We start from the raw sequence: 16,913 nt of genomic DNA, 5'->3' as shown, positions 1-16,913 counted from the left end.
AGCACGGATCGCTCGACCCCCTGGCTACGGATCGGCCACGCCACCCATCTTCGGAGTGCCGCCGTGCCCGCATCCGCCGCAGTCGCCGCGCCGACGTCTGCGCGCACACCGCGACTGCCTCGCCGCGTGTGGGTGCTGCTCGCCGCGGTGCTCGTCGTCGTGACCGCACTCGTGCTGCTGCAGGCCACAGGGGCGCACGCAGCGGCGATGCACGTCCCGACTCAGGTCGGTGACGGCGAGGGCGACGGCGTGACGATCAACGGCATCAACGGGGCGCCGTCCGACAGCATCATGACGTTGCTGGGCATCACCGTGCTCAGCGTCGCTCCGGCGCTGCTGCTGATGATGACGAGCTTCACCAAGATCTTCGTCGTGCTGGCCCTCACCCGGAACGCGCTCTCGCTGCCGTCGATCCCGCCGAACCAGGTGCTGGCCGGTCTCAGCCTGTTCCTGACGCTGTTCATCATGTGGCCGGTGCTCACCGACATCAACACCGTCGCCGTCGCGCCGTTCACCGACGGCCAGATCGACTTCGGCAGGGCGTTCGAGCTCGCCCAGGAGCCCCTGCGGCAGTGGATGCTCTCGTACACGCGCGAAGAGGACATCGCGCTGATGCATCGCGCAGCGCAGATGGAGAACCCCACGGACGCCGCGAGCATCCCGCTGCAGACGCTCGTCCCGGCCTTCATGATCAGCGAACTGCGCGCGGCGTTCCTCATCGGGTTCATCATCTTCGTGCCGTTCCTCGTCATCGACCTGGTGGTCGCGAGCGCACTCATGTCGATGGGCATGATGATGCTGCCGCCCGTCATGATCTCGTTGCCGTTCAAGATCCTCCTGTTCCTGCTCATCGACGGATGGGGCATGGTCATCACCGCGCTCGTCCAGTCCTACAACGGGGGTGGCGGGTGAACCCCGAAGCGGTCATCGACATCGGTCAGGCGGCGCTCATCGTCGGTGCGAAGCTCTGCGCGCCCCTGCTCATCACCGCCCTGGTGGTGGGCTTCGCGATCTCGCTGCTGCAGTCCATCACCCAGGTGCAGGAGATGACGATCTCGTTCGTGCCGAAGCTCGTCGCCGTCGGCATCGCGCTCCTCGTCACGGGGCACTGGATGATCGCCGAGATGATCGCGTTCACGAACGAGATGTTCGCGCGGATACCGTCGCTGCTGAACGGCGGCTGATGAACATCCCGATCGATTTCACCTGGCTGGAGGCGACCTCGCTCGCCTGCGTGCGGATCACGGCATTCCTGGTCCTCGCCCCGCCGTTCAGCCACGGCACGATCCCGATGCGGATCCGCGCGATGCTCGGCGTCGGTCTCGCTCTCGCCGTGTCGCCGGTCGTGACCGCAGGATATGAGCGCCTCGACACCGGGGCCTTCATGCTCGCACTGGCAGGGCAGGCCCTCACGGGGGCGCTCCTCGGCTTCCTCGTGATGGTGCTCTTCAGCGCGATCCAGGGCGCCGGCCACCTCGTCGACACCTTCGGCGGGTTCCAGCTGGCTCAGGCCTTCGATCCCGGCATGGCGATCAACGGCGCACAGTTCACCCGACTGTTCCAGATGACCGCGATCATGCTGCTGTTCGCCTCCGACGGATACCAGCTCGTGCTCGGCGGTCTGTTCCGATCGTTCGACGCGGTGCCGGTCACCGGCATGATCGATCTCGCCAAGCCCGCCGAGGCGCTCGTCGGCGCTGCGGGACAGATGATGCTCAGCGCGGTGCAGATCGCGGGACCGCTGCTCATCGTGCTCTTCCTCGCCGACGTCGGACTCGGTCTGGTCAGCCGCGTCGCGCCCGCCCTGAACGCCTTCGCGATGGGCTTCCCGATCAAGATCGGTCTCACGCTCCTGCTCGTCGGATTCGTCTACGCGGCGCTCCCGAGCGTGGTCGCCGTGATCGCCGAGGAGGCTGCGCGACTGCTCCTGGGGGTGACCCGATGAGCGAGACCGACACCGGCGAACGCACCGAGAAGGCGACCGAGCGTCGCCTGAAGGAAGCGCGGAAGAAGGGCCAGATCGGCCGCAGCCAGGACTTCACGGCCTGGGTCTGCATCGCCGCCGCGGCCGTCATGATGGTGCCGACGATCGCCTCGGGCACGCAGGTGGTCACCGAGCTCTTCCTCGCGGTGACGCCCGTCGCGATGAACCCCACCGACGGCGCCGCCATGGATGTGCTGAGCTCGGCCATCGCCTCGCTCGGGGGCATCCTGCTTCCGATGCTGGTGGTGGTGCTGCTCGCCACCACGGCCACCGCGGTCGCGCAGGGCGGCATCCACCTGCGCGGGGTGACCATGCGCACCGAGCAGTTCAACATCGTGTCGGGCGTCAAGCGCGTCTTCGGCCGGCAGGCGCTCTGGGAGGGCGCCAAGGCGCTGCTGAAGACCGTGGCCATCGGGCTCGCACTGTGGATCGTCGTCTCGGGTCTCGTCCCGGTACTGATGGCCAGCGGCAGCCACAACATCACCTGGCTGCTCGAGCAGGCGGCCGGGGGAGCGGTCGCGCTGCTGCAGGTCGCCGTGGCGGTGGGCATCCTGCTCGCAGCGATCGATGTGGCGGTGGTCATGCGGCGCAACCGCAAGCACACGCACATGACGAAGAACGAAGCCAAGGACGAGCACAAGAAGACCGAGGGCGACCCGCTCGTGCGCTCCCAGCGCCGCTCGCGGCAGCTCGCCATGAGCCGCAACAGGATGATCGCCGCGGTGGGCGACAGCGACGTCGTGCTCGTGAACCCCACGCACGTGGCGGTGGCGCTGCGCTACGAGCCGGGCAAGTCGGCGCCACGGGTCGTGGCGAAGGGCGCGGGGATCGTCGCGCAGAAGATCCGCGAGAAGGCGGAGGAGAACGGCGTGCCGATGATCAGGGACATCCCTCTCGCACGTGCGCTGCACTCGGCCTGCGAGATCGGGCGGGAGATCCCCGAAGAGCTCTACACCGCGGTCGCCCAGGTGCTCGCCTTCATCGAGCACCTCAAACGTCGAGGCTCGGCCAGGGGAACGCACACGATGCCCTTCGCCAGCACCAGGGACCGCGGCCTGTGAGTCCGGCCGCGAGCACATCAGAACGAGCAGAGAGAATCAGAAGGCGAGACGCATGATCGGTCAGCTGTTGTCCAAGGGGGCTGTTCCCGTCGGTGTGGTGGGGATCATCCTCCTGCTCATCGTGCCCATCCCGACCGGTCTGCTCGACGTGCTCATCGTCCTGAACATCTCGTTCGCGCTGCTGATCCTCCTGACCGCGATGTTCGTGAAGAAGCCTTTGGACTTCTCGGTGTTCCCGAGTCTGCTGCTCGTCGCGACCCTCTTCCGGCTCGGCCTCAACGTCGCGTCGACCCGCCTCGTGCTCAGCGAGGCCCACGCGGGTCAGGTGATCCAGGCGTTCGGTCAGATCACCATCAGCGGCTCACTCGTGATCGGTGCCGTGATCTTCCTCATCCTCACCGTCATCCAGTTCGTCGTGGTCACCAAGGGTGCCGAGCGCGTCGCCGAGGTGGGCGCGCGCTTCACGCTCGACGCCATGCCGGGCAAGCAGATGGCGATCGACGCCGACCTGAACGCCGGTCTGATCACGGATGACGAGGCGCGCAGGCGACGCGCAGAGGTCGCCGCGGAGGCGGACTTCTACGGTGCGATGGACGGTGCGTCGAAGTTCGTCAAGGGAGATGCGATCGCGGGCATCGTGATCGTGGTCATCAACTTCGTCGGCGGCATCATCATCGGCATGGTGCAGCACGGCATGGACGTGGGCGAGGCGCTCGAGACGTACAGCATCCTCACCATCGGTGACGGGCTGGTGACCCAGATCCCCGCCCTGCTCATGGCGGTGTCGACCGGCATGATCGTCACGCGTGAGAACGCGGAGGCCGAGATGGGTCAGGCCGCCGGCCGTCAGCTCATGCAGTCCCGCAACGCCCTGGTGATCACCGGACTCGCCGCCATCGCCATGGGGTTCATCCCCGGGATGCCGCTCGTGATCTTCCTGGCTATCGGAGCGGTCCTGCTGTTCGCGGCATCCCGCGTGAAAGCGAACGAGGACCGCGATGCCGCACGTGAAGCGGATGCCCTGCAGCAGGAGGCCGTCGAGGCCGGCACCGAGGGCCCGGAGGACCTCATGGACCGGATGCGCGTGCACGCCCTCGAGATCTCGCTGTCTCCCGACATCGTCGATCTCGCCTCAGGGGGAGCGGGAGATCTGCTCACCCGGGTGAAGTCCCTCCGCCGCAAGCTCGCCCTCGACATCGGCATCCTCATGCCGCCGGTGCGCACGCGGGACAACATCGAGCTGCCCGCGCAGACGTACTCGATCCTCATCGCCGGGGTCGAGGCCGGACGCGGGTCGGTTCCTCGGGGCCACGTTCTCGCGATCGGCACGGGACTCGAGCAGCTTCCGGGCACCGCCGTGGTCGACCCGGTGTTCGGTCTCGAGGGCAAGTGGGTGCCCGCCGAGATGTCGCACGCCGCCGACATGGCCGGCGCGACGGTGATCGATCGGGCGAGCGTCATCATCACCCACCTCTCCGACATCGTGCAGAGCCAGGCCGACCGCCTGCTCTCCCTCGAAGACGTCCGCCAGCTGACCGAGCACTTGAAGCAGTCCAGCCCTGCGACGGTCGAGGAACTCACCCCGGCCGTGCTGTCGCTCGCCGCGATCCAGCGCGTGCTGGCGGGGCTCCTCTCCGAGCGGGTGCCGATCAACGACCTGGCGCGTATCTACGAGGCGCTCGCACTCCGAGGCAAGACGTCGACGGAGACGGCGGGTCTCATCGACGCGGCCAGGGCGGCGCTCGGGCCGGCGATCGCCTCGCGCTTCGCCGAGGACGGACGCATCCGGGTCGTCATGTTCGAGCCGATCCTCGAGCAGCAGATGCTCGAGGGCATGCGCGTCGTCGACGGTCACCCGCAGATCGTGCTGACGCCGGAGGCGACGATGCAGGTGCTCGAGAACGTGCGTCGCACTGTCGCCGAACTCGACCAGGTCGGTCCGGAGCCCGTTCTCGTCTGCGCGCCGTCACTGCGACAGGCGGTGCGTCGGATGGTGTCATCGCAGGTCAGCGGCCTTCCGGTGCTCTCCTACGACGAGGCTGCGGCGGGCGGTCTCGCGACCGACGTGGTCGGCGTCGTCCGCATGACGCAGTCGGCTCTTCCCAGCGGCGCGTTGTAGCGTTCGATTCTGCTCATTTATGAGTTGAGTGCGATACGTTTGTGAGCAGAGGGCGCACCGGCGCTCACGCCATGGAAGGCAGACGACGCATGCTGGTACTGACGAGACGCGCCAACGAGAGCATCGTGATCGGCGACGACATCACCGTCACGATCCTCGCCGTGACGCCGAGCGGTGTCCGTGTCGGCATCGACGCCCCTCGCGACAAGCGCATCAACCGCGCCGAGATCGTCATCGCCGTGAGCGATGCGAATCAGGAGGCCGTGCAGACCTCCTCCGACGACTCCGCCGAATCGCTCATTCTCGGCGCCCTGGGCAGAACCACCCCTGCTCCATGATCGGACGCTCGGAGTGTCATCTCCGGGACTCCGAGTTACTGCGTCGAGCGTTGTCGCGATAGTCGTTCATGTGACGGGCGATCCCGTCATGAAAATCGCGACATGACGAGGTGACGAATCGTGGCCGCTCACGACCTGAGCATGCAACTGATGCGAGAGCGCGATCTGCTGGAGGTGCTGCTGTTCAAGCTCGACGAGCAGCAGATGCTGCTCGCGACCGGACGCAACCGGTGGATCCACCATGCGGCGAACGAGATCGAGCGGGTCCTCGCGGCCATGCCGACCGTCGCACTGTCGCGCGACACGCTGGTCATCGCGGTGGCTGACGAGTGGGGCGTGCCCGAGGCGACGACGCTCCGCGATCTGATCGAGGCTGCGCCGACCGACGCGTGGCGCGAGATCCTGTCGGGTCATCTCGAGGCCATGACCACTCTGGCCGACGAGATCGGCGACATGAAGAAGGTCAACGAGCAGCGTCTGCGCACGGCGATCCGGGTGACGCAGGAGACGATCGCCGGCCTCGGGGTGCCGACCGGCGAGTACGACACGCACGGCGACGTCGTCCGCGGCGCGGACGCCCGACTTCTCGACACCAGGGTCTGAGGTAACCATGTCTTCCTTCGCAGGGCTCCGCCTCGCAGAATCCGCGCTCTCGGCCGCACGCGCGGGGATGACCGTCACGGGTCAGAACATCGCCAACCAGACGACTCCGGGCTACACGCGCCAGCGGGTGGAGCAGACCTCGCTCTCGGCGCCGGGGCAGACGGGGCTCTGGCCATCCGGCATCGCCATCGGCGGGGGAGTGGGCGTGACCGGGATCGCGAGGCTCGGCGACGACATTCTCGATGCCCGTGTGCGCGACGCGCTGTCGACCTCCGGCTTCTGGTCGGCTCGTGCGACGGCAGCGAGCCGCGCAGAGGACGTGCTGGCCGAACCCACGAAGGACGGTCTCGCGGCGAACCTCAACAGGTTCTGGTCGGGCTGGTCCGACCTCGCCAACACGCCGGATCCGGCAGCGGCGCAGGTCGTGCTCTCGAATGCCGACGTGCTCATCGGACAGATCGCGGAGGGCTACCAGACCATCGCGGGGCAGTGGAACGACCTGCGCAGTCAGGTCGACGGTCAGCTCGCCGACGTCAACGCCGCTGCGAGCCAGGTGGCCACTCTCAACGGACAGATCAGGGAGGCGCTGCAATCGGGGCGCAACGCCAACGAGCTCATGGACCAGCGCAGCGTCCTCGCCCAGCAGCTCTCGTCGGCCGTCGGTGCGAAGGGCATCGTCGAGCCGGACGGCACACTGACTCTTCGCGTCGACGGCAATGCGCTCGTGTCGGGCGACAGCAGCCGAGCGCTCGTCGCGAGCGGACCGCGTGACATCGCGGACGCAGGTCGGATCACCGTCTCATGGGCGGATCGACCGAACCTCGCGGTGCCGATCACGGGTGGCGTCGTCGGCGGCACGATCAGCGCTCTGGCCCCCGCGTCCGACGGGGGGACGCTCGCCGGTGTCGCGGCCGCCTACAACGAGACGGCGACCGCGCTCGCGACCGCCGTGAACGACGTGCACCGCACCGGCGTCACCTCGTCGGGAGCGGCCGGAGGCGACTTCTTCGCGCTCGACGGTTCGGGTCCGGCGGCGCTGGGAATCCGTGTCGTCCCGACGGGACTCGATCAGCTGGCACTGGCAGCGCCGGGTGCGGGCGCGAAGGACACCACCATCGCCGACCGCATCAGTGCGCTGGGGACATCTGTGACGGGGCCCAGCAAGACGTGGTCGACGTTCGTCACCGGCTTCGCAGTCGCCGTCGCCGGGGACCTGCAACGCGCGGACATCGCCGATATGGGCGCGGTCGCGGCGGTCACCGCGCAGCAGTCGAACGCCTCGGTGGACGGCGACGAGGAGACGATCAACCTCCTGACCTACCAGACCGCATACCAGGCGGCGGCTCGCGTTCTGACGGCCGTCGATGAGGCACTGGATCTGTTGATCAACCGCACCGGCCTCGTCGGCCGCTGACTCTGGGGAGAGTGAAATGATCGGTCGAATCACGACCAGCACCATGACGCAGCAGTCGCTGCGCACACTGCAGACCAACCTCGCGGATCGCGCACGGCTGCAGGATCAGGCCGCGTCGCAGCGCGCCTTCCGCTCGCCGAGCGACGATCCGGCCGCCGCGGCCACGGCGCTCGGTGTGCACGGTGATCAGGCGCGCGTCGCTCAGTTCGCCCGCAACCTCAGCGACGGGATGGCGTGGGTGACCACGGTTGACACCGCTCTCGGCGCGAGCGCCGATCTGCTCAACCGCGCGCGTGATCTCACCGCACAGGGAGCGAACTCGGGCGCGCTGAGCCCGACCGCTCGCGAGTCGATCGCCCAGGAGCTCGAGTCGATCAGCGCAGAGCTGCTCGCCAAGGCGAACACGAGGGTGCTCGGCCGCAGCGTCTTCGCGGGAACGAGCGATGCGGGAGCCGCGTTCGATCCCACCACCTTCAGTTTCAACGGCGGCGCGGGCGACGGTGTGCATCGCCGCATCAGCGAGAACGAGACCGTGCGCGTGGACTTCGACGGCGCTCAGGCGTTCGGCGAAGGGGCAGACAGCGCCTTCGCCCTGCTGAACGACATCGCGGCCGAACTGCGCAGCGGTGCCGAGGTCGGCTCGCGTCTCGGCGACATCGATGCGCGGCTGAAGGACGTCACCGCGGCTCGCGGATCCACGGGCGCTCGTCAGGTGCAGATCGAGCGGGCGTCGGCGCAGAATCTCTCCTCGTCGATCGACCTCGAAGCGCGCCGTGCCGAGGTCGAGAACGTCGACAGTCTCGAGGTGCTCGTGCACCTGCAGTCGGCCGAGCTCGTGTTCCAATCCGCCCTGCAGGTGACGGCCCGCTCGCTGCAGACCAACCTGATGGAGTTCCTGCGATGAGCGCACCCACTGACCGGACGACGGCGACGGTCGACGTCGAGTTCGCTTCGCCGATGCCCGGACTCGCCCCGCACACCTCTTTCACCCTCGAGCAGATCGACGGAGCGGAGGGCCTGCACGCGCTGCGCGCGACGGATGCCGACGTCCGCCTGTTCCTCCTCGACCCGCGATCCGGGGACTACGGCTACGAGCCGAGCATCCCCGCAGACGTGCAGTCCGAGATCGGCGCCGCCGACGAGTCGGAGATCCGGGTGTTCGTCGTGGCGAACCCCTCGGCCGACGGCGTGTACATCAACCTGCGTGCGCCGATCCTGATCCACACCGTATCCGGCCGTGCCGCACAGGCGATCCTCGAGGATCAGCGCTACCCGATCCGCGCCCTGCTGGGTGCCTGAGCAGGACGTGACGTTCGACGGCTCTTTCGACAGGGTGGACTCCCGGCACGGGGAGAATTCCGAGATTCACCGCATATACCAAGGAAGAGCATCTATCCTCTAAGAGCACAGGCTGGGGTACTGGCGGGATCCCGGCGTCGTCGCAGGAGATCGGGACCTGGGGCACGTCATGGATGCGGTTGGTAGGGGTACAGCGCACGACGCTCGGTGACGAGCGACATTCCATGGGACGGAAGACGACATGAGCACATCAAGGACGCTCGAGACGAATCGGGTGAGCAAGCGGGAGTTCGTGCAGAGATTCGCACGACGCGGTGGCATCTCGGTTCAGGCCGCACAGACGGCGTACAACGCGATGATCGACGAGCTCCTCGACCTCGTGGGCCGCGGGAACACGGTCACACTCACCAACTTCGGCAAGTTCTATCCGCAGACGCACAAGGGGCACCGGGTGCAGTTCGCGAAGGACGACGGAGACGCCGAGGTCAACGACTACACCGTGCTGAAGTTCTCCGCGACGCGCGAGGTGAACCGCCGCGTCAAGGTGAACGATTAGTCATCGTTATCTGAACGTAAACGAAGATCCCCGGAGGTTTTGGCCTCCGGGGATATTTCTTGCCCGTCGCACCCCTAGTCTGTAGTCAGATGTAGTTCTGGCCACTGGGGAGAGGCCGCGCTGTGAGTCGCTGGGGAGGGCTTGCACTTACAGTGAAAGAGGCGAATCCGATGCCTATGCGTGCCCGCAACCAGCTCGTGGTCGATCACCTGCACATCGTCGGCGCGGCGACGGCATATGTGGCGTCTCGACTCACGCATGTCTCCCGTGACGACCTCGCCTCTGCCGGTGCGTTCGCGCTGGTCCGCGCGGCCGAGAAGTTCGACGCGACCCTCGGCGTGCCCTTCGGCGCGTTCGCTCGAGGACGCGTCAACTGGGCGCTGAAAGACGAGCTGCGGTCGATGGACTGGGCGCCTCGAGATGTTCGGGTGCGAGCCAAGCAGACGACGAAGGTCCGACAGACACTGACGGCCGCCCTCGGTCGCACGCCCACTGTGGCGGAGATCGCGGCAGCCATGGGCGTCGACACGGCCGTCGCGCGCGAAGGGCTCGCCGACGCCGAGCGGCTGCTGACGAGTCTCGATGCGCCGGACGCGCCGGAGATCGTGTGGACCGGCTACCTGCCCGAGGAGCTCGCGATCGCCTCCGAGCGCGACGAGTTCCTGCGGCGCGCCGTCGACGCGCTGCCGGAGCGCAAGCGGGCGATCATCACGGCGATCTATTTCGAGGACCGCACGGTCAAGGATCTCGCGGAGCAGCTCGGCGTCTCCCACGCCGCCGTCTCGCAGCAGCGTGCGGAAGCGGTGCGCATGCTTCGAGATGCGCTGGATCGGCACTACGCCGACACCCCTCAGCGTGAGGCAGCACCGGCAGCGCGGTCCTCCGCGTCGGCGCTGGACGCGTACTTCGAGCGCCTCGCGGCCGGCGGTCAGCGGTTCACGCGCGCGATACTGTCGCACGCGGTCGGCGTCTGATCCGTCGCGCGCACGCGCGTGGCCGCAGGGCCGTCAGAGACCGAAGCCGTAGCTGGGCTGACCCACCAGGATGAGACTGACCGTCGTCGGGTAGACCTCGGGCTCTTCATCCTCATCGTCGAGCAGCTCGAGCTTGTGGATCGGCACGAAGATGCCGCCGTCCGGCTCGAAGATCAGATCCTTCGGCACGAACGAGGCGAAGATCGACCGTGTCGCGTGGCGCAGCTCGAACGTGCGACCGACGTCGCCGCGCTCGAAGAGGTTCATCTCGACCTCATCCGACCACACCTTGCCGTCGGGGAAGCGAGCCTCGATGCGATAGGTGCTCGGTTCGACCGCCTTGATGTTGAGATCCTCCACGACGTCCGCGAACAGTGCGTCCGGCTGCTCGAGTTCGAAGGCGATGGCGCGGAGGTGGTCGTAATTGAGGCGAGCGCGACGCGAGAACAGTGCGACGTTCTCGATCTCGTCCGGGTCCGCGTGGGGGGCCTGATCGATGAGGTACTGGCGCACCTCGTCGGGACCGGGGTACTCGAATCGCATGTGGTAGTGGAACCGGCCGGGGCGGTTGACGATGTACGTGCTGACGTCGCTGATGTCGTTCACCGTGAGGCAGTAGATGCGCTTCACGGACGAGAGGCCGTCGAACAGGGACAGGAACTGGTTCTGTCGATTGCCTCCCTCTGCGCCCCCGCGGCGGCCAGCGGGGAAGATCTTCTCGAACTCGTCGAAGATGATCAGACACTCGTCGAGGGTGTCCAGGAACTCCACGATGCCGTCGTTGTCCTCTGAGACGATCACGACGGGCAGGCACTGCTCGAGGGCCTCCTCGGCGACCATGCGAAGGAACAGCGTCTTGCCGATCCCCTTGTCGCCGGAGAGCATCACGCCCAGGCTGCGGTCCGAGAGGGCGTAGGACCGGAAGATCTTGTCGACCTTCCTGTCTCGGCCGCCGTAGACGCGCTCGGTGCCGACGGTGAGGTCGTCGATCTTGATCAGGCTGAAGCCCTCTTTCGAGGTGAAGTGCACCCGATAGGTGCCGAGAGGGAACTCATGATGCGTGCGGACGGCGTCGTCGTAGACGCGGACGTGTCCGCCCGTCTCGATGTAGGTGCTGGTCAAGATCCTTCTCCTTCGCTCCCCGTGTTGATATATCGGTTGAGATCGGACTGCCGTAAGGCGTTCGGCGAGATATTTTCGCAGTACCCTGAGCGGACAGCGGGCGTGGGGACGCCCGGGTCAGGGGAACCGCTATGGGGACGAACGCAGGCGAGCAGCCGATCGCGGGGTCGATCGTCATCGTGGTCGAGGCCGCGCCGCAGGGGCTGCTGCAGTACACGCTGGATCCTGACGATCGTCAGCCCGAATGGCAGGTGATCCTCATCGCCCATGACGATGCCGTGATGGGCGCCGCGACGACACCGGAGCAGACGGCGGAGCTGCTGGTGCGCGGCAGCGTCGAGTGCATCAGGCAGAGCATCCCGAGCCTCGAGGTCGGCGGACTCACCATGCGGCCGGAGCTCGGGCCGAACGACAACGCCCAGATCGTCGCCGCCGGCGAGGCCATCTTCCTGCAGTCCGAGTGGGATGCGGTCGTGGAGCAGGCGGGCGATCTCCCCGAGGTCTGAGCGCGAGCGTGCCGCTCCCGGCGGCACCGTCAGTCCGGCGTCAGGAACGCGTCGACGATCAGCGCCCCGCGGATCCCGCGAAGCTCGTCGATGATGCGAGCGATTCCCCGCGCGGTCACCGAAGGCATCTGCAGATCGTGGGGTCCCAGTGGTTCGAGCCGTCCGGTGCGAACCCGGATGACCTCCCAGCCGGCGGAGCGCAGCGCGCGATCCTTGCGGAGATCGGTCTGCTCGCGGGTGCCGACATGCTCGAGTCCGTGGCGCCCGACCGTGTCGTACTCGATCGCGACACGGAGCTCCGGCAGCAGGATGTCCGGCCACACCTCGGTATGGCGGAAGAACGGGCGAGAGACTTTGACCGCGTTGACACCGGTCGTGACGGAGATGCGGGCGGCGAGCATGGCGCGGAGTCTGGCCTCGGCGGCGGATACCGGGGCCGGGGCGCAGACGCTGGAGAAGGCTTCGCCGGAGGGGAGATCGGGCGTCTTGCTGCAGAGGGTGAGCGGGCGTTTCGGCCGCCGGGGTATCGCGCGGGCTTCGCCCAGCACGACCGGCTGGGGCCTGGCGAGCGTCGAGCATTCCGGGCACCACGCCGACTGGCGGCGCACCCGACCGGGGCGTTCGCGCTGCTCAGCGGGGGTGGCGGCGAAACGATGGCCCACTCGGCATTCCCAGCACAACAGCACATCGGCCGCCAACGGCACCTGCGAGAGTGCGATGCCGTGATTGAGTTCGGGGTGGTACTGGCGGATCAGTTCGGGGTAGGCGGCCCACTGCGAACGATAGGTGCCGATCTCGTAGGGCACCTCCCGTCCTCGCGAGAACTGGCGTCTCGCCCACCACGACTGCACGGGTTCGGTCACGTCGGGCAACCTACCGGGCACTCCGGACATCGCCAGGAGGGGCTGGACGTGACAGACTCGCGGAGAGCAATGAGTCCGATGAACGGACAGAGGGAGTCGTCATGCCGCAGCGGATCGTGATCAGTGGCGCATCGGGCCTGATCGGCACGGCGCTCGCCTCGTCGCTGCGGTCGGACGGTGTGGAGGTGACGACCCTCGTGCGTCGCCCTCCGCGTGATCCCTCTGAGGTGCAGTGGATGCCGGGGGAGCGCGAGCTCGACCCCGATGTGCTGGCGGGCGCTGTCGCCGTGGTCGCGCTGGGTGGTGCGAGCGTCGGGCGTCTGCCTTGGACGCGACGGTATCGCCGCGAACTCGTCGAGTCCCGACTGACGGGCACCCGCACGCTCGCGACGGCGGTGCGCACTCTGCGAGACGATGCTCCGGCGTTCGTGTCGGCATCCGCTGTCGGCTACTACGGCTCGGCGCCGGGCGAGGTGCTGACCGAGGCGTCGCTCGCGGGCGACACGTTCCTGGCGCAGCTGTGCGTCCGATGGGAGCAGGAGGCGCTGCGCGCGGGGGAGCAGACGACGGTCGCGCTGCTGCGCACCGCTCCGATCATCCATCGCAAGGGTGTGCTGAAGCCGCTCATCCAGCTCACTCGCTTCGGGGTCGCCGGTCCGATCGGGCCCGGCACCCAGATCTGGCCATGGATCTCTCTCGACGATGAGGTGCGCGGCATCCGACACGTGATCGACCAGCGCCTCGAGGGGCCCGTCAACTTCACCGGGCCGACGCGTGCCTCGGCGAACGACATCGGTCGCGCCCTCGCGAAGAGGATGCGCCGACCGTTCTGGATCCCGGCTCCTGCCTGGGCCCTCCGGCTCGCGCTGAGTCGGTCGGCCGCCGATTCGCTGCTGCTCTCCGATGCGGACGTCAGACCCGGCGCGCTCGAAGGCTCGGGCTTCGAGTTTCGGCACACGACAGCCCAGCAGGCCGTCGACGCCGCGCTGTGATCGGGCGACGACGACTGCCGTGCAGGCTCAGTGCCCGTGCGGGTCGCGCCGATTGAGTGTCTCGACCACCTGCGCATAGTCTCCCCGTGCTTCGCCGTAGCGCAGGAACTTCACGTTCTCGACCTGGATCTCGGTCGCATCCGGCTGGGTCTCGATCAGGTCGACGACCTCGCTGACGAACTCGTCGAGCGGCATCGCGAACTCGCTGGTCTCCTGCCCCGGCATGAGCGAGGTGCGGACGGAGGGCGGTTCGAGCTCGAGCACGCTCACACTCGTGTCGGCGAGCTGCAGACGCAGAGATTCGCTGAGCATGTGGATGGCCGCTTTCGTCGCGTTGTAGGTGGGCGTCACGCGAAGCGGCGCGAAGGCCAGACCGGACGACACAGTCATGATCGTCGCGTCCGGCATGGTGCGCAGGTGCTCGATGAAGGCCGCGATCAGCCGGATCGGACCCAGGAGGTTGGTGGTGACGGTGGCCTCGGCGTCGTCGAGGAACCCCTCGGGCGACGTCCAGTCCTCGACCCGCATGATCCCGGCCATCGGGATGACCACGTTGAGCGAGGGGTGGGCGGCCATGACCGTCTGCGCGGCCGCCCGGATGCTGTCGGCGTCCGTCGTGTCGATCCGGACGGTGTGGATGCCCGGGTTCGCCGCGGCGATCTCGTCGAGCAGTTCGGCGCGACGCCCGCCCACGATCACGCTGTTGCCCCGATCGCTGAGCCGCAGAGCGAGGGCGAGGCCGATACCGCTCGTGGCACCGGGGATGAAGATGGTGTTTCCGCTGATGTTCATACGTCCACTCTTCGTGCTCTCGCCCAGGACCTCCAGAGATGGCGCATCCAGGGATCGGGCGTCCCTGGATGCGCGAGGCAGAGCACGAGATACTGCAGAGGTGGACAGAGAAGCACTGGCCGAGTTCCTCGTGCGTCGCAGGGAGCAGCTGAAGCCGTCCGACGTCGGCCTCGGTGCGGGGGCGCGTCGACGCACCCCCGGGCTTCGACGCGAGGAGGTCGCGCAGCTCGCCGCCATGTCGACCGACTACTACGCGCGGCTCGAGCAGCAGCGCGGGCCGCAGCCCAGCGTACAGATCCTCGGCTCGCTCGCACGGGCGCTGCGTCTGACCCCCGACGAGCGTGACTACCTGCATCGGGTCTGCGGACACAGCGCACCGGACCGCACGATCTTCACCGACTACGTGCATCCGGGGATGCTCCGCGTGCTCGACCGGCTTCACGACACGCCCGCGTTCGTCGTCTCCGCGCTCGACGAGGTGCTGATCCAGAATGACGCAGCACGCGCTCTGCTCGGCGACGCGAGCGGTCTGGAGGGGATCGAGCGCAGTGGGATCTACCGCTGGTTCGCGCACCCGGACGACGAGCGCCGGCGGTACCCGGAGGAGGATCATCCGCGTCACAGTCGTGTGCTCGTGGCCTCCCTCCGATCCGCCTATGGCGCCCTGGGCGAGCGGTCTCGCGCCGGCGAGATCGTCCGCGAGCTCGCGTCGCTCAGCCCGGAGTTCGCACAGCTGTGGGAGGTGCACGAGGTCAGGCGGCGCTTCGAAGACCACAAGGTCCTGATCCATCCCGAGATCGGTCCGATCGAAGTCGACTGCCAGGCGCTTTTCACCGAGGACGAATCCCAGGCGCTCATCGTCCTGACAGCGGCGCCGGGCAGCGACGCCGAGAGCAAGCTCGAGCTGCTCAGAGTGCTCGGGACGCAGCGCGTCTGAGAGCCGTGACGCGCCGTCGTCCGAGGCTCTACGACCGAGACGCCTCAGGACGCCTCAGGACTCCTCGTGCGATGCGGGATCCGCGTCGAACAGTCGCCCATCGGGGCGTCCGAGCGCCGTGATCGCCTCGACCTCCGCATCCGACAGCACGATCGCTCCGGCCGCGAGGTTCGACACCTGATGCTCGAGCGACGACGCCTTCGGGATCGCGACGGTCTCGCGTGCCACATGCCAGGCGAGCACGGTCTGCGCGGGGGAGATCCCATGGGCGGCAGCCACCTCGCCGATCACCCTCTCCTCGATGAGTTGCTTCGCCCGACCGAGAGGACTCCATGCTTCGGTGAGGATGCCGTGCTCCCGGTGGTAGGCGAGCTGATCGGTCTGCGGGAAGTACGGGTGCACCTCGATCTGGTTCACGACGGGCCTCACCCCGGTCTCCCGCTCGATGCGCTCGAGGTGCTCCGGCAGGAAGTTCGAGACGCCGATCTGCCTCACGACGCCGCGCTGCTGAGCGTCGACCAGCGCCTCCCAGGCCTGCACGTACTCGTCCTGCTGCGGGTTCGGCCAGTGGATCAGATGCAGATCGATCGCGTCGACCCCGAGCCGCGACCGGCTCTCCTCGATGCTCGTCCGCGCCTTCGCACGCGGGTGATGGCGTCCGGGCAGCTTGGTCGTGACGATGAGCTCTGCGGCGTCCACGTCGGATGCGCGCACGCCGCGACCGACTGACCCCTCGTTCTCGTAGTTGAAGGCCGAGTCGATCAGGCGGTATCCGGCCCCGATCGCCGTGGTGACCGCATCCGCACCCGCGTCGCCGTCGAGCGCGTATGTTCCGAGTCCGAGAGCCGGAAGAGCGAAGCCGTTGTGTGCCGTGAAGTGAGGAAGAGCCGTCATGGCGCCAGCGTACGCTGGAGCGATGAGCGTGGTGCAGAGGATGGCGTCGGATGACGGTGTCCCCGATAATGCCGAGCGGTGTCCCTGTGGCTCCGGAGATCTCTTCGGCGGATGCTGCGGCCCGCTGCTCGGCGGCGCCGCTGCGCCGACGGCCGAACGCCTGATGCGCTCCCGGTTCACGGCGTTCGCGATCGGGGATGCCGCGTACCTCCTGGCGTCCTGGCATCCGTCGACCCGTCCGACCGACCTCGACCTCGACCTCGACGTGGTGTGGCGGCGGCTCGTGATCATCGATCGGGTCGACGGCGGACCCTTCGACCGAGAGGGCGTGGTCGAGTTCGAGGCGTTCTGGCGGCAGGATGCCGAGCGCGGTTCGCTGCGTGAACGGAGCCGCTTCGTGCGGGAGGAGCGCAGTTGGCTGTACCTCGACGGACAGGTCGGGTGATGGACGGGGCTGGG

The 16,913-nt window shown here is 67.7% G+C and carries 20 protein-coding genes; 16 read left to right on the top strand and 4 right to left on the bottom strand.

Going from position 1 to position 16,913, the window contains the following annotated elements:
• Window positions 1–63 precede the first annotated feature (63 nt).
• The 12 genes from fliP to AKG07_RS04590 all read left to right on the top strand — a co-directional run bounded on the left by fliP (window position 64) and on the right by AKG07_RS04590 (window position 10,348).
• Window positions 64–912: a flagellar type III secretion system pore protein FliP gene (gene fliP / locus AKG07_RS04645; RefSeq protein WP_233277326.1), complete on the top strand. Its 849-nt coding sequence runs from the start codon at window positions 64–66 to the stop codon at window positions 910–912.
• Window positions 909–1,184: a flagellar biosynthesis protein FliQ gene (gene fliQ, locus AKG07_RS04640; RefSeq protein WP_042541106.1), complete on the top strand. Its 276-nt coding sequence runs from the start codon at window positions 909–911 to the stop codon at window positions 1,182–1,184. Before fliP ends, fliQ begins: the two co-directional genes overlap by 4 nt.
• Complete coding sequence (locus AKG07_RS04635) at window positions 1,184–1,945, top strand: flagellar biosynthetic protein FliR (RefSeq protein WP_042541108.1); 762 nt, start codon at window positions 1,184–1,186, stop codon at window positions 1,943–1,945. Before fliQ ends, AKG07_RS04635 begins: the two co-directional genes overlap by 1 nt.
• The gene (locus AKG07_RS04630) at window positions 1,942–3,045 is read left to right on the top strand and encodes an EscU/YscU/HrcU family type III secretion system export apparatus switch protein (protein ID WP_053096326.1); all 1,104 of its coding nucleotides are present in this window, start codon (window positions 1,942–1,944) and stop codon (window positions 3,043–3,045) included. The genes AKG07_RS04635 and AKG07_RS04630 overlap by 4 nt, the downstream gene beginning before the upstream one ends.
• Before the next feature lie 52 nt (window positions 3,046–3,097).
• Entirely contained in the window at window positions 3,098–5,164 is a 2,067-nt protein-coding gene (locus tag AKG07_RS04625) for a flagellar biosynthesis protein FlhA (RefSeq protein WP_053096325.1), read from the top strand.
• Between the two features lie 89 nt (window positions 5,165–5,253).
• Window positions 5,254–5,502 carry a carbon storage regulator CsrA gene (gene csrA, locus AKG07_RS04620; protein WP_053096324.1) on the top strand — a complete coding sequence of 83 codons (249 nt, stop codon included), beginning with the start codon at window positions 5,254–5,256 and terminating at the stop codon, window positions 5,500–5,502.
• Between the two features lie 141 nt (window positions 5,503–5,643).
• On the top strand, window positions 5,644–6,105 hold the full coding sequence (gene flgN, locus AKG07_RS04615; RefSeq protein ID WP_222839304.1) for a flagellar export chaperone FlgN: 462 nt from the start codon (window positions 5,644–5,646) through the stop codon (window positions 6,103–6,105).
• Between the two features lie 7 nt (window positions 6,106–6,112).
• A complete protein-coding gene (gene flgK, locus AKG07_RS04610) occupies window positions 6,113–7,519 on the top strand; it encodes a flagellar hook-associated protein FlgK (protein WP_053096322.1) in 1,407 nt (468 codons plus the stop codon).
• A gap of 16 nt (window positions 7,520–7,535) precedes the next feature.
• Window positions 7,536–8,423, top strand: a complete 888-nt coding sequence (flgL, locus tag AKG07_RS04605; RefSeq protein WP_072591334.1) for a flagellar hook-associated protein FlgL — start codon at window positions 7,536–7,538, stop codon at window positions 8,421–8,423.
• Window positions 8,420–8,818 (top strand): flagellar assembly protein FliW, encoded by a 399-nt coding sequence (locus tag AKG07_RS04600; protein ID WP_053096321.1) that lies wholly within the window; start codon window positions 8,420–8,422, stop codon window positions 8,816–8,818. The genes flgL and AKG07_RS04600 overlap by 4 nt, the downstream gene beginning before the upstream one ends.
• Before the next feature lie 241 nt (window positions 8,819–9,059).
• Window positions 9,060–9,374: an HU family DNA-binding protein gene (locus tag AKG07_RS04595; RefSeq protein ID WP_053096320.1), complete on the top strand. Its 315-nt coding sequence runs from the start codon at window positions 9,060–9,062 to the stop codon at window positions 9,372–9,374.
• A gap of 170 nt (window positions 9,375–9,544) precedes the next feature.
• Window positions 9,545–10,348, top strand: coding sequence for a sigma-70 family RNA polymerase sigma factor (locus AKG07_RS04590; RefSeq protein WP_053096318.1), 804 nt, complete (start codon window positions 9,545–9,547; stop codon window positions 10,346–10,348).
• Between the two features lie 33 nt (window positions 10,349–10,381).
• Here AKG07_RS04590 and AKG07_RS04585 read toward each other — a convergent pair whose 3' ends face one another.
• Window positions 10,382–11,470, bottom strand: coding sequence for an AAA family ATPase (locus AKG07_RS04585; protein ID WP_053096315.1), 1,089 nt, complete (start codon window positions 11,468–11,470; stop codon window positions 10,382–10,384).
• A gap of 131 nt (window positions 11,471–11,601) precedes the next feature.
• On the opposite strand from AKG07_RS04585, the gene AKG07_RS04580 reads away from it, so the two are divergent.
• Window positions 11,602–11,976: a hypothetical protein gene (locus AKG07_RS04580; protein WP_053096313.1), complete on the top strand. Its 375-nt coding sequence runs from the start codon at window positions 11,602–11,604 to the stop codon at window positions 11,974–11,976.
• Between the two features lie 29 nt (window positions 11,977–12,005).
• Here the strand turns inward: AKG07_RS04580 and AKG07_RS04575 are convergent, their stop codons facing one another.
• Window positions 12,006–12,839 carry a zinc-ribbon domain-containing protein gene (locus AKG07_RS04575; protein ID WP_082297823.1) on the bottom strand — a complete coding sequence of 278 codons (834 nt, stop codon included), beginning with the start codon at window positions 12,837–12,839 and terminating at the stop codon, window positions 12,006–12,008.
• 101 nt (window positions 12,840–12,940) lie between these two features.
• Between AKG07_RS04575 and AKG07_RS04570 the strand changes: the two genes are divergently transcribed.
• The gene (locus AKG07_RS04570) at window positions 12,941–13,831 is read left to right on the top strand and encodes a TIGR01777 family oxidoreductase (RefSeq protein ID WP_053096309.1); all 891 of its coding nucleotides are present in this window, start codon (window positions 12,941–12,943) and stop codon (window positions 13,829–13,831) included.
• A gap of 27 nt (window positions 13,832–13,858) precedes the next feature.
• On the opposite strand, the gene AKG07_RS04565 is transcribed toward AKG07_RS04570, so the two are convergent.
• Complete coding sequence (locus tag AKG07_RS04565) at window positions 13,859–14,623, bottom strand: SDR family oxidoreductase (RefSeq protein WP_053096307.1); 765 nt, start codon at window positions 14,621–14,623, stop codon at window positions 13,859–13,861.
• Window positions 14,624–14,723: 100 nt separating this feature from the next.
• On the opposite strand from AKG07_RS04565, the gene AKG07_RS04560 reads away from it, so the two are divergent.
• Window positions 14,724–15,560: a helix-turn-helix transcriptional regulator gene (locus tag AKG07_RS04560; RefSeq protein ID WP_053096305.1), complete on the top strand. Its 837-nt coding sequence runs from the start codon at window positions 14,724–14,726 to the stop codon at window positions 15,558–15,560.
• Window positions 15,561–15,614: 54 nt separating this feature from the next.
• On the opposite strand, the gene AKG07_RS04555 is transcribed toward AKG07_RS04560, so the two are convergent.
• Entirely contained in the window at window positions 15,615–16,454 is an 840-nt protein-coding gene (locus AKG07_RS04555; RefSeq protein ID WP_053096303.1) for an aldo/keto reductase, read from the bottom strand.
• A gap of 22 nt (window positions 16,455–16,476) precedes the next feature.
• On the opposite strand from AKG07_RS04555, the gene AKG07_RS04550 reads away from it, so the two are divergent.
• Window positions 16,477–16,899: a YchJ family protein gene (locus AKG07_RS04550; RefSeq protein WP_053096300.1), complete on the top strand. Its 423-nt coding sequence runs from the start codon at window positions 16,477–16,479 to the stop codon at window positions 16,897–16,899.
• Window positions 16,900–16,913 lie beyond the last annotated feature (14 nt).

It is taken from the genome of Microbacterium sp. CGR1, from assembly GCF_001266755.1.
Taxonomy (GTDB): Bacteria; Actinomycetota; Actinomycetes; order Actinomycetales; family Microbacteriaceae; genus Microbacterium.
This window is presented reverse-complemented; position numbering and strand designations above follow the sequence as displayed.

Coding starts and splice junctions, on each gene's coding strand:
- AKG07_RS04635 (WP_042541108.1), top strand. CDS start 1,184: ATGAACATCCCGATCGATTTCACCTGGCTGGAGGCGACCTCGCTCGCC.
- AKG07_RS04630 (WP_053096326.1), top strand. CDS start 1,942: ATGAGCGAGACCGACACCGGCGAACGCACCGAGAAGGCGACCGAGCGT.
- AKG07_RS04625 (WP_053096325.1), top strand. CDS start 3,098: ATGATCGGTCAGCTGTTGTCCAAGGGGGCTGTTCCCGTCGGTGTGGTG.
- csrA (WP_053096324.1), top strand. CDS start 5,254: ATGCTGGTACTGACGAGACGCGCCAACGAGAGCATCGTGATCGGCGAC.
- flgN (WP_222839304.1), top strand. CDS start 5,644: ATGCAACTGATGCGAGAGCGCGATCTGCTGGAGGTGCTGCTGTTCAAG.
- flgK (WP_053096322.1), top strand. CDS start 6,113: ATGTCTTCCTTCGCAGGGCTCCGCCTCGCAGAATCCGCGCTCTCGGCC.
- flgL (WP_072591334.1), top strand. CDS start 7,536: ATGATCGGTCGAATCACGACCAGCACCATGACGCAGCAGTCGCTGCGC.
- AKG07_RS04600 (WP_053096321.1), top strand. CDS start 8,420: ATGAGCGCACCCACTGACCGGACGACGGCGACGGTCGACGTCGAGTTC.
- AKG07_RS04595 (WP_053096320.1), top strand. CDS start 9,060: ATGAGCACATCAAGGACGCTCGAGACGAATCGGGTGAGCAAGCGGGAG.
- AKG07_RS04590 (WP_053096318.1), top strand. CDS start 9,545: ATGCCTATGCGTGCCCGCAACCAGCTCGTGGTCGATCACCTGCACATC.
- AKG07_RS04580 (WP_053096313.1), top strand. CDS start 11,602: ATGGGGACGAACGCAGGCGAGCAGCCGATCGCGGGGTCGATCGTCATC.
- AKG07_RS04570 (WP_053096309.1), top strand. CDS start 12,941: ATGCCGCAGCGGATCGTGATCAGTGGCGCATCGGGCCTGATCGGCACG.
- AKG07_RS04565 (WP_053096307.1), bottom strand. CDS start 14,623: ATGAACATCAGCGGAAACACCATCTTCATCCCCGGTGCCACGAGCGGT.
- AKG07_RS04555 (WP_053096303.1), bottom strand. CDS start 16,454: ATGACGGCTCTTCCTCACTTCACGGCACACAACGGCTTCGCTCTTCCG.
- AKG07_RS04550 (WP_053096300.1), top strand. CDS start 16,477: ATGAGCGTGGTGCAGAGGATGGCGTCGGATGACGGTGTCCCCGATAAT.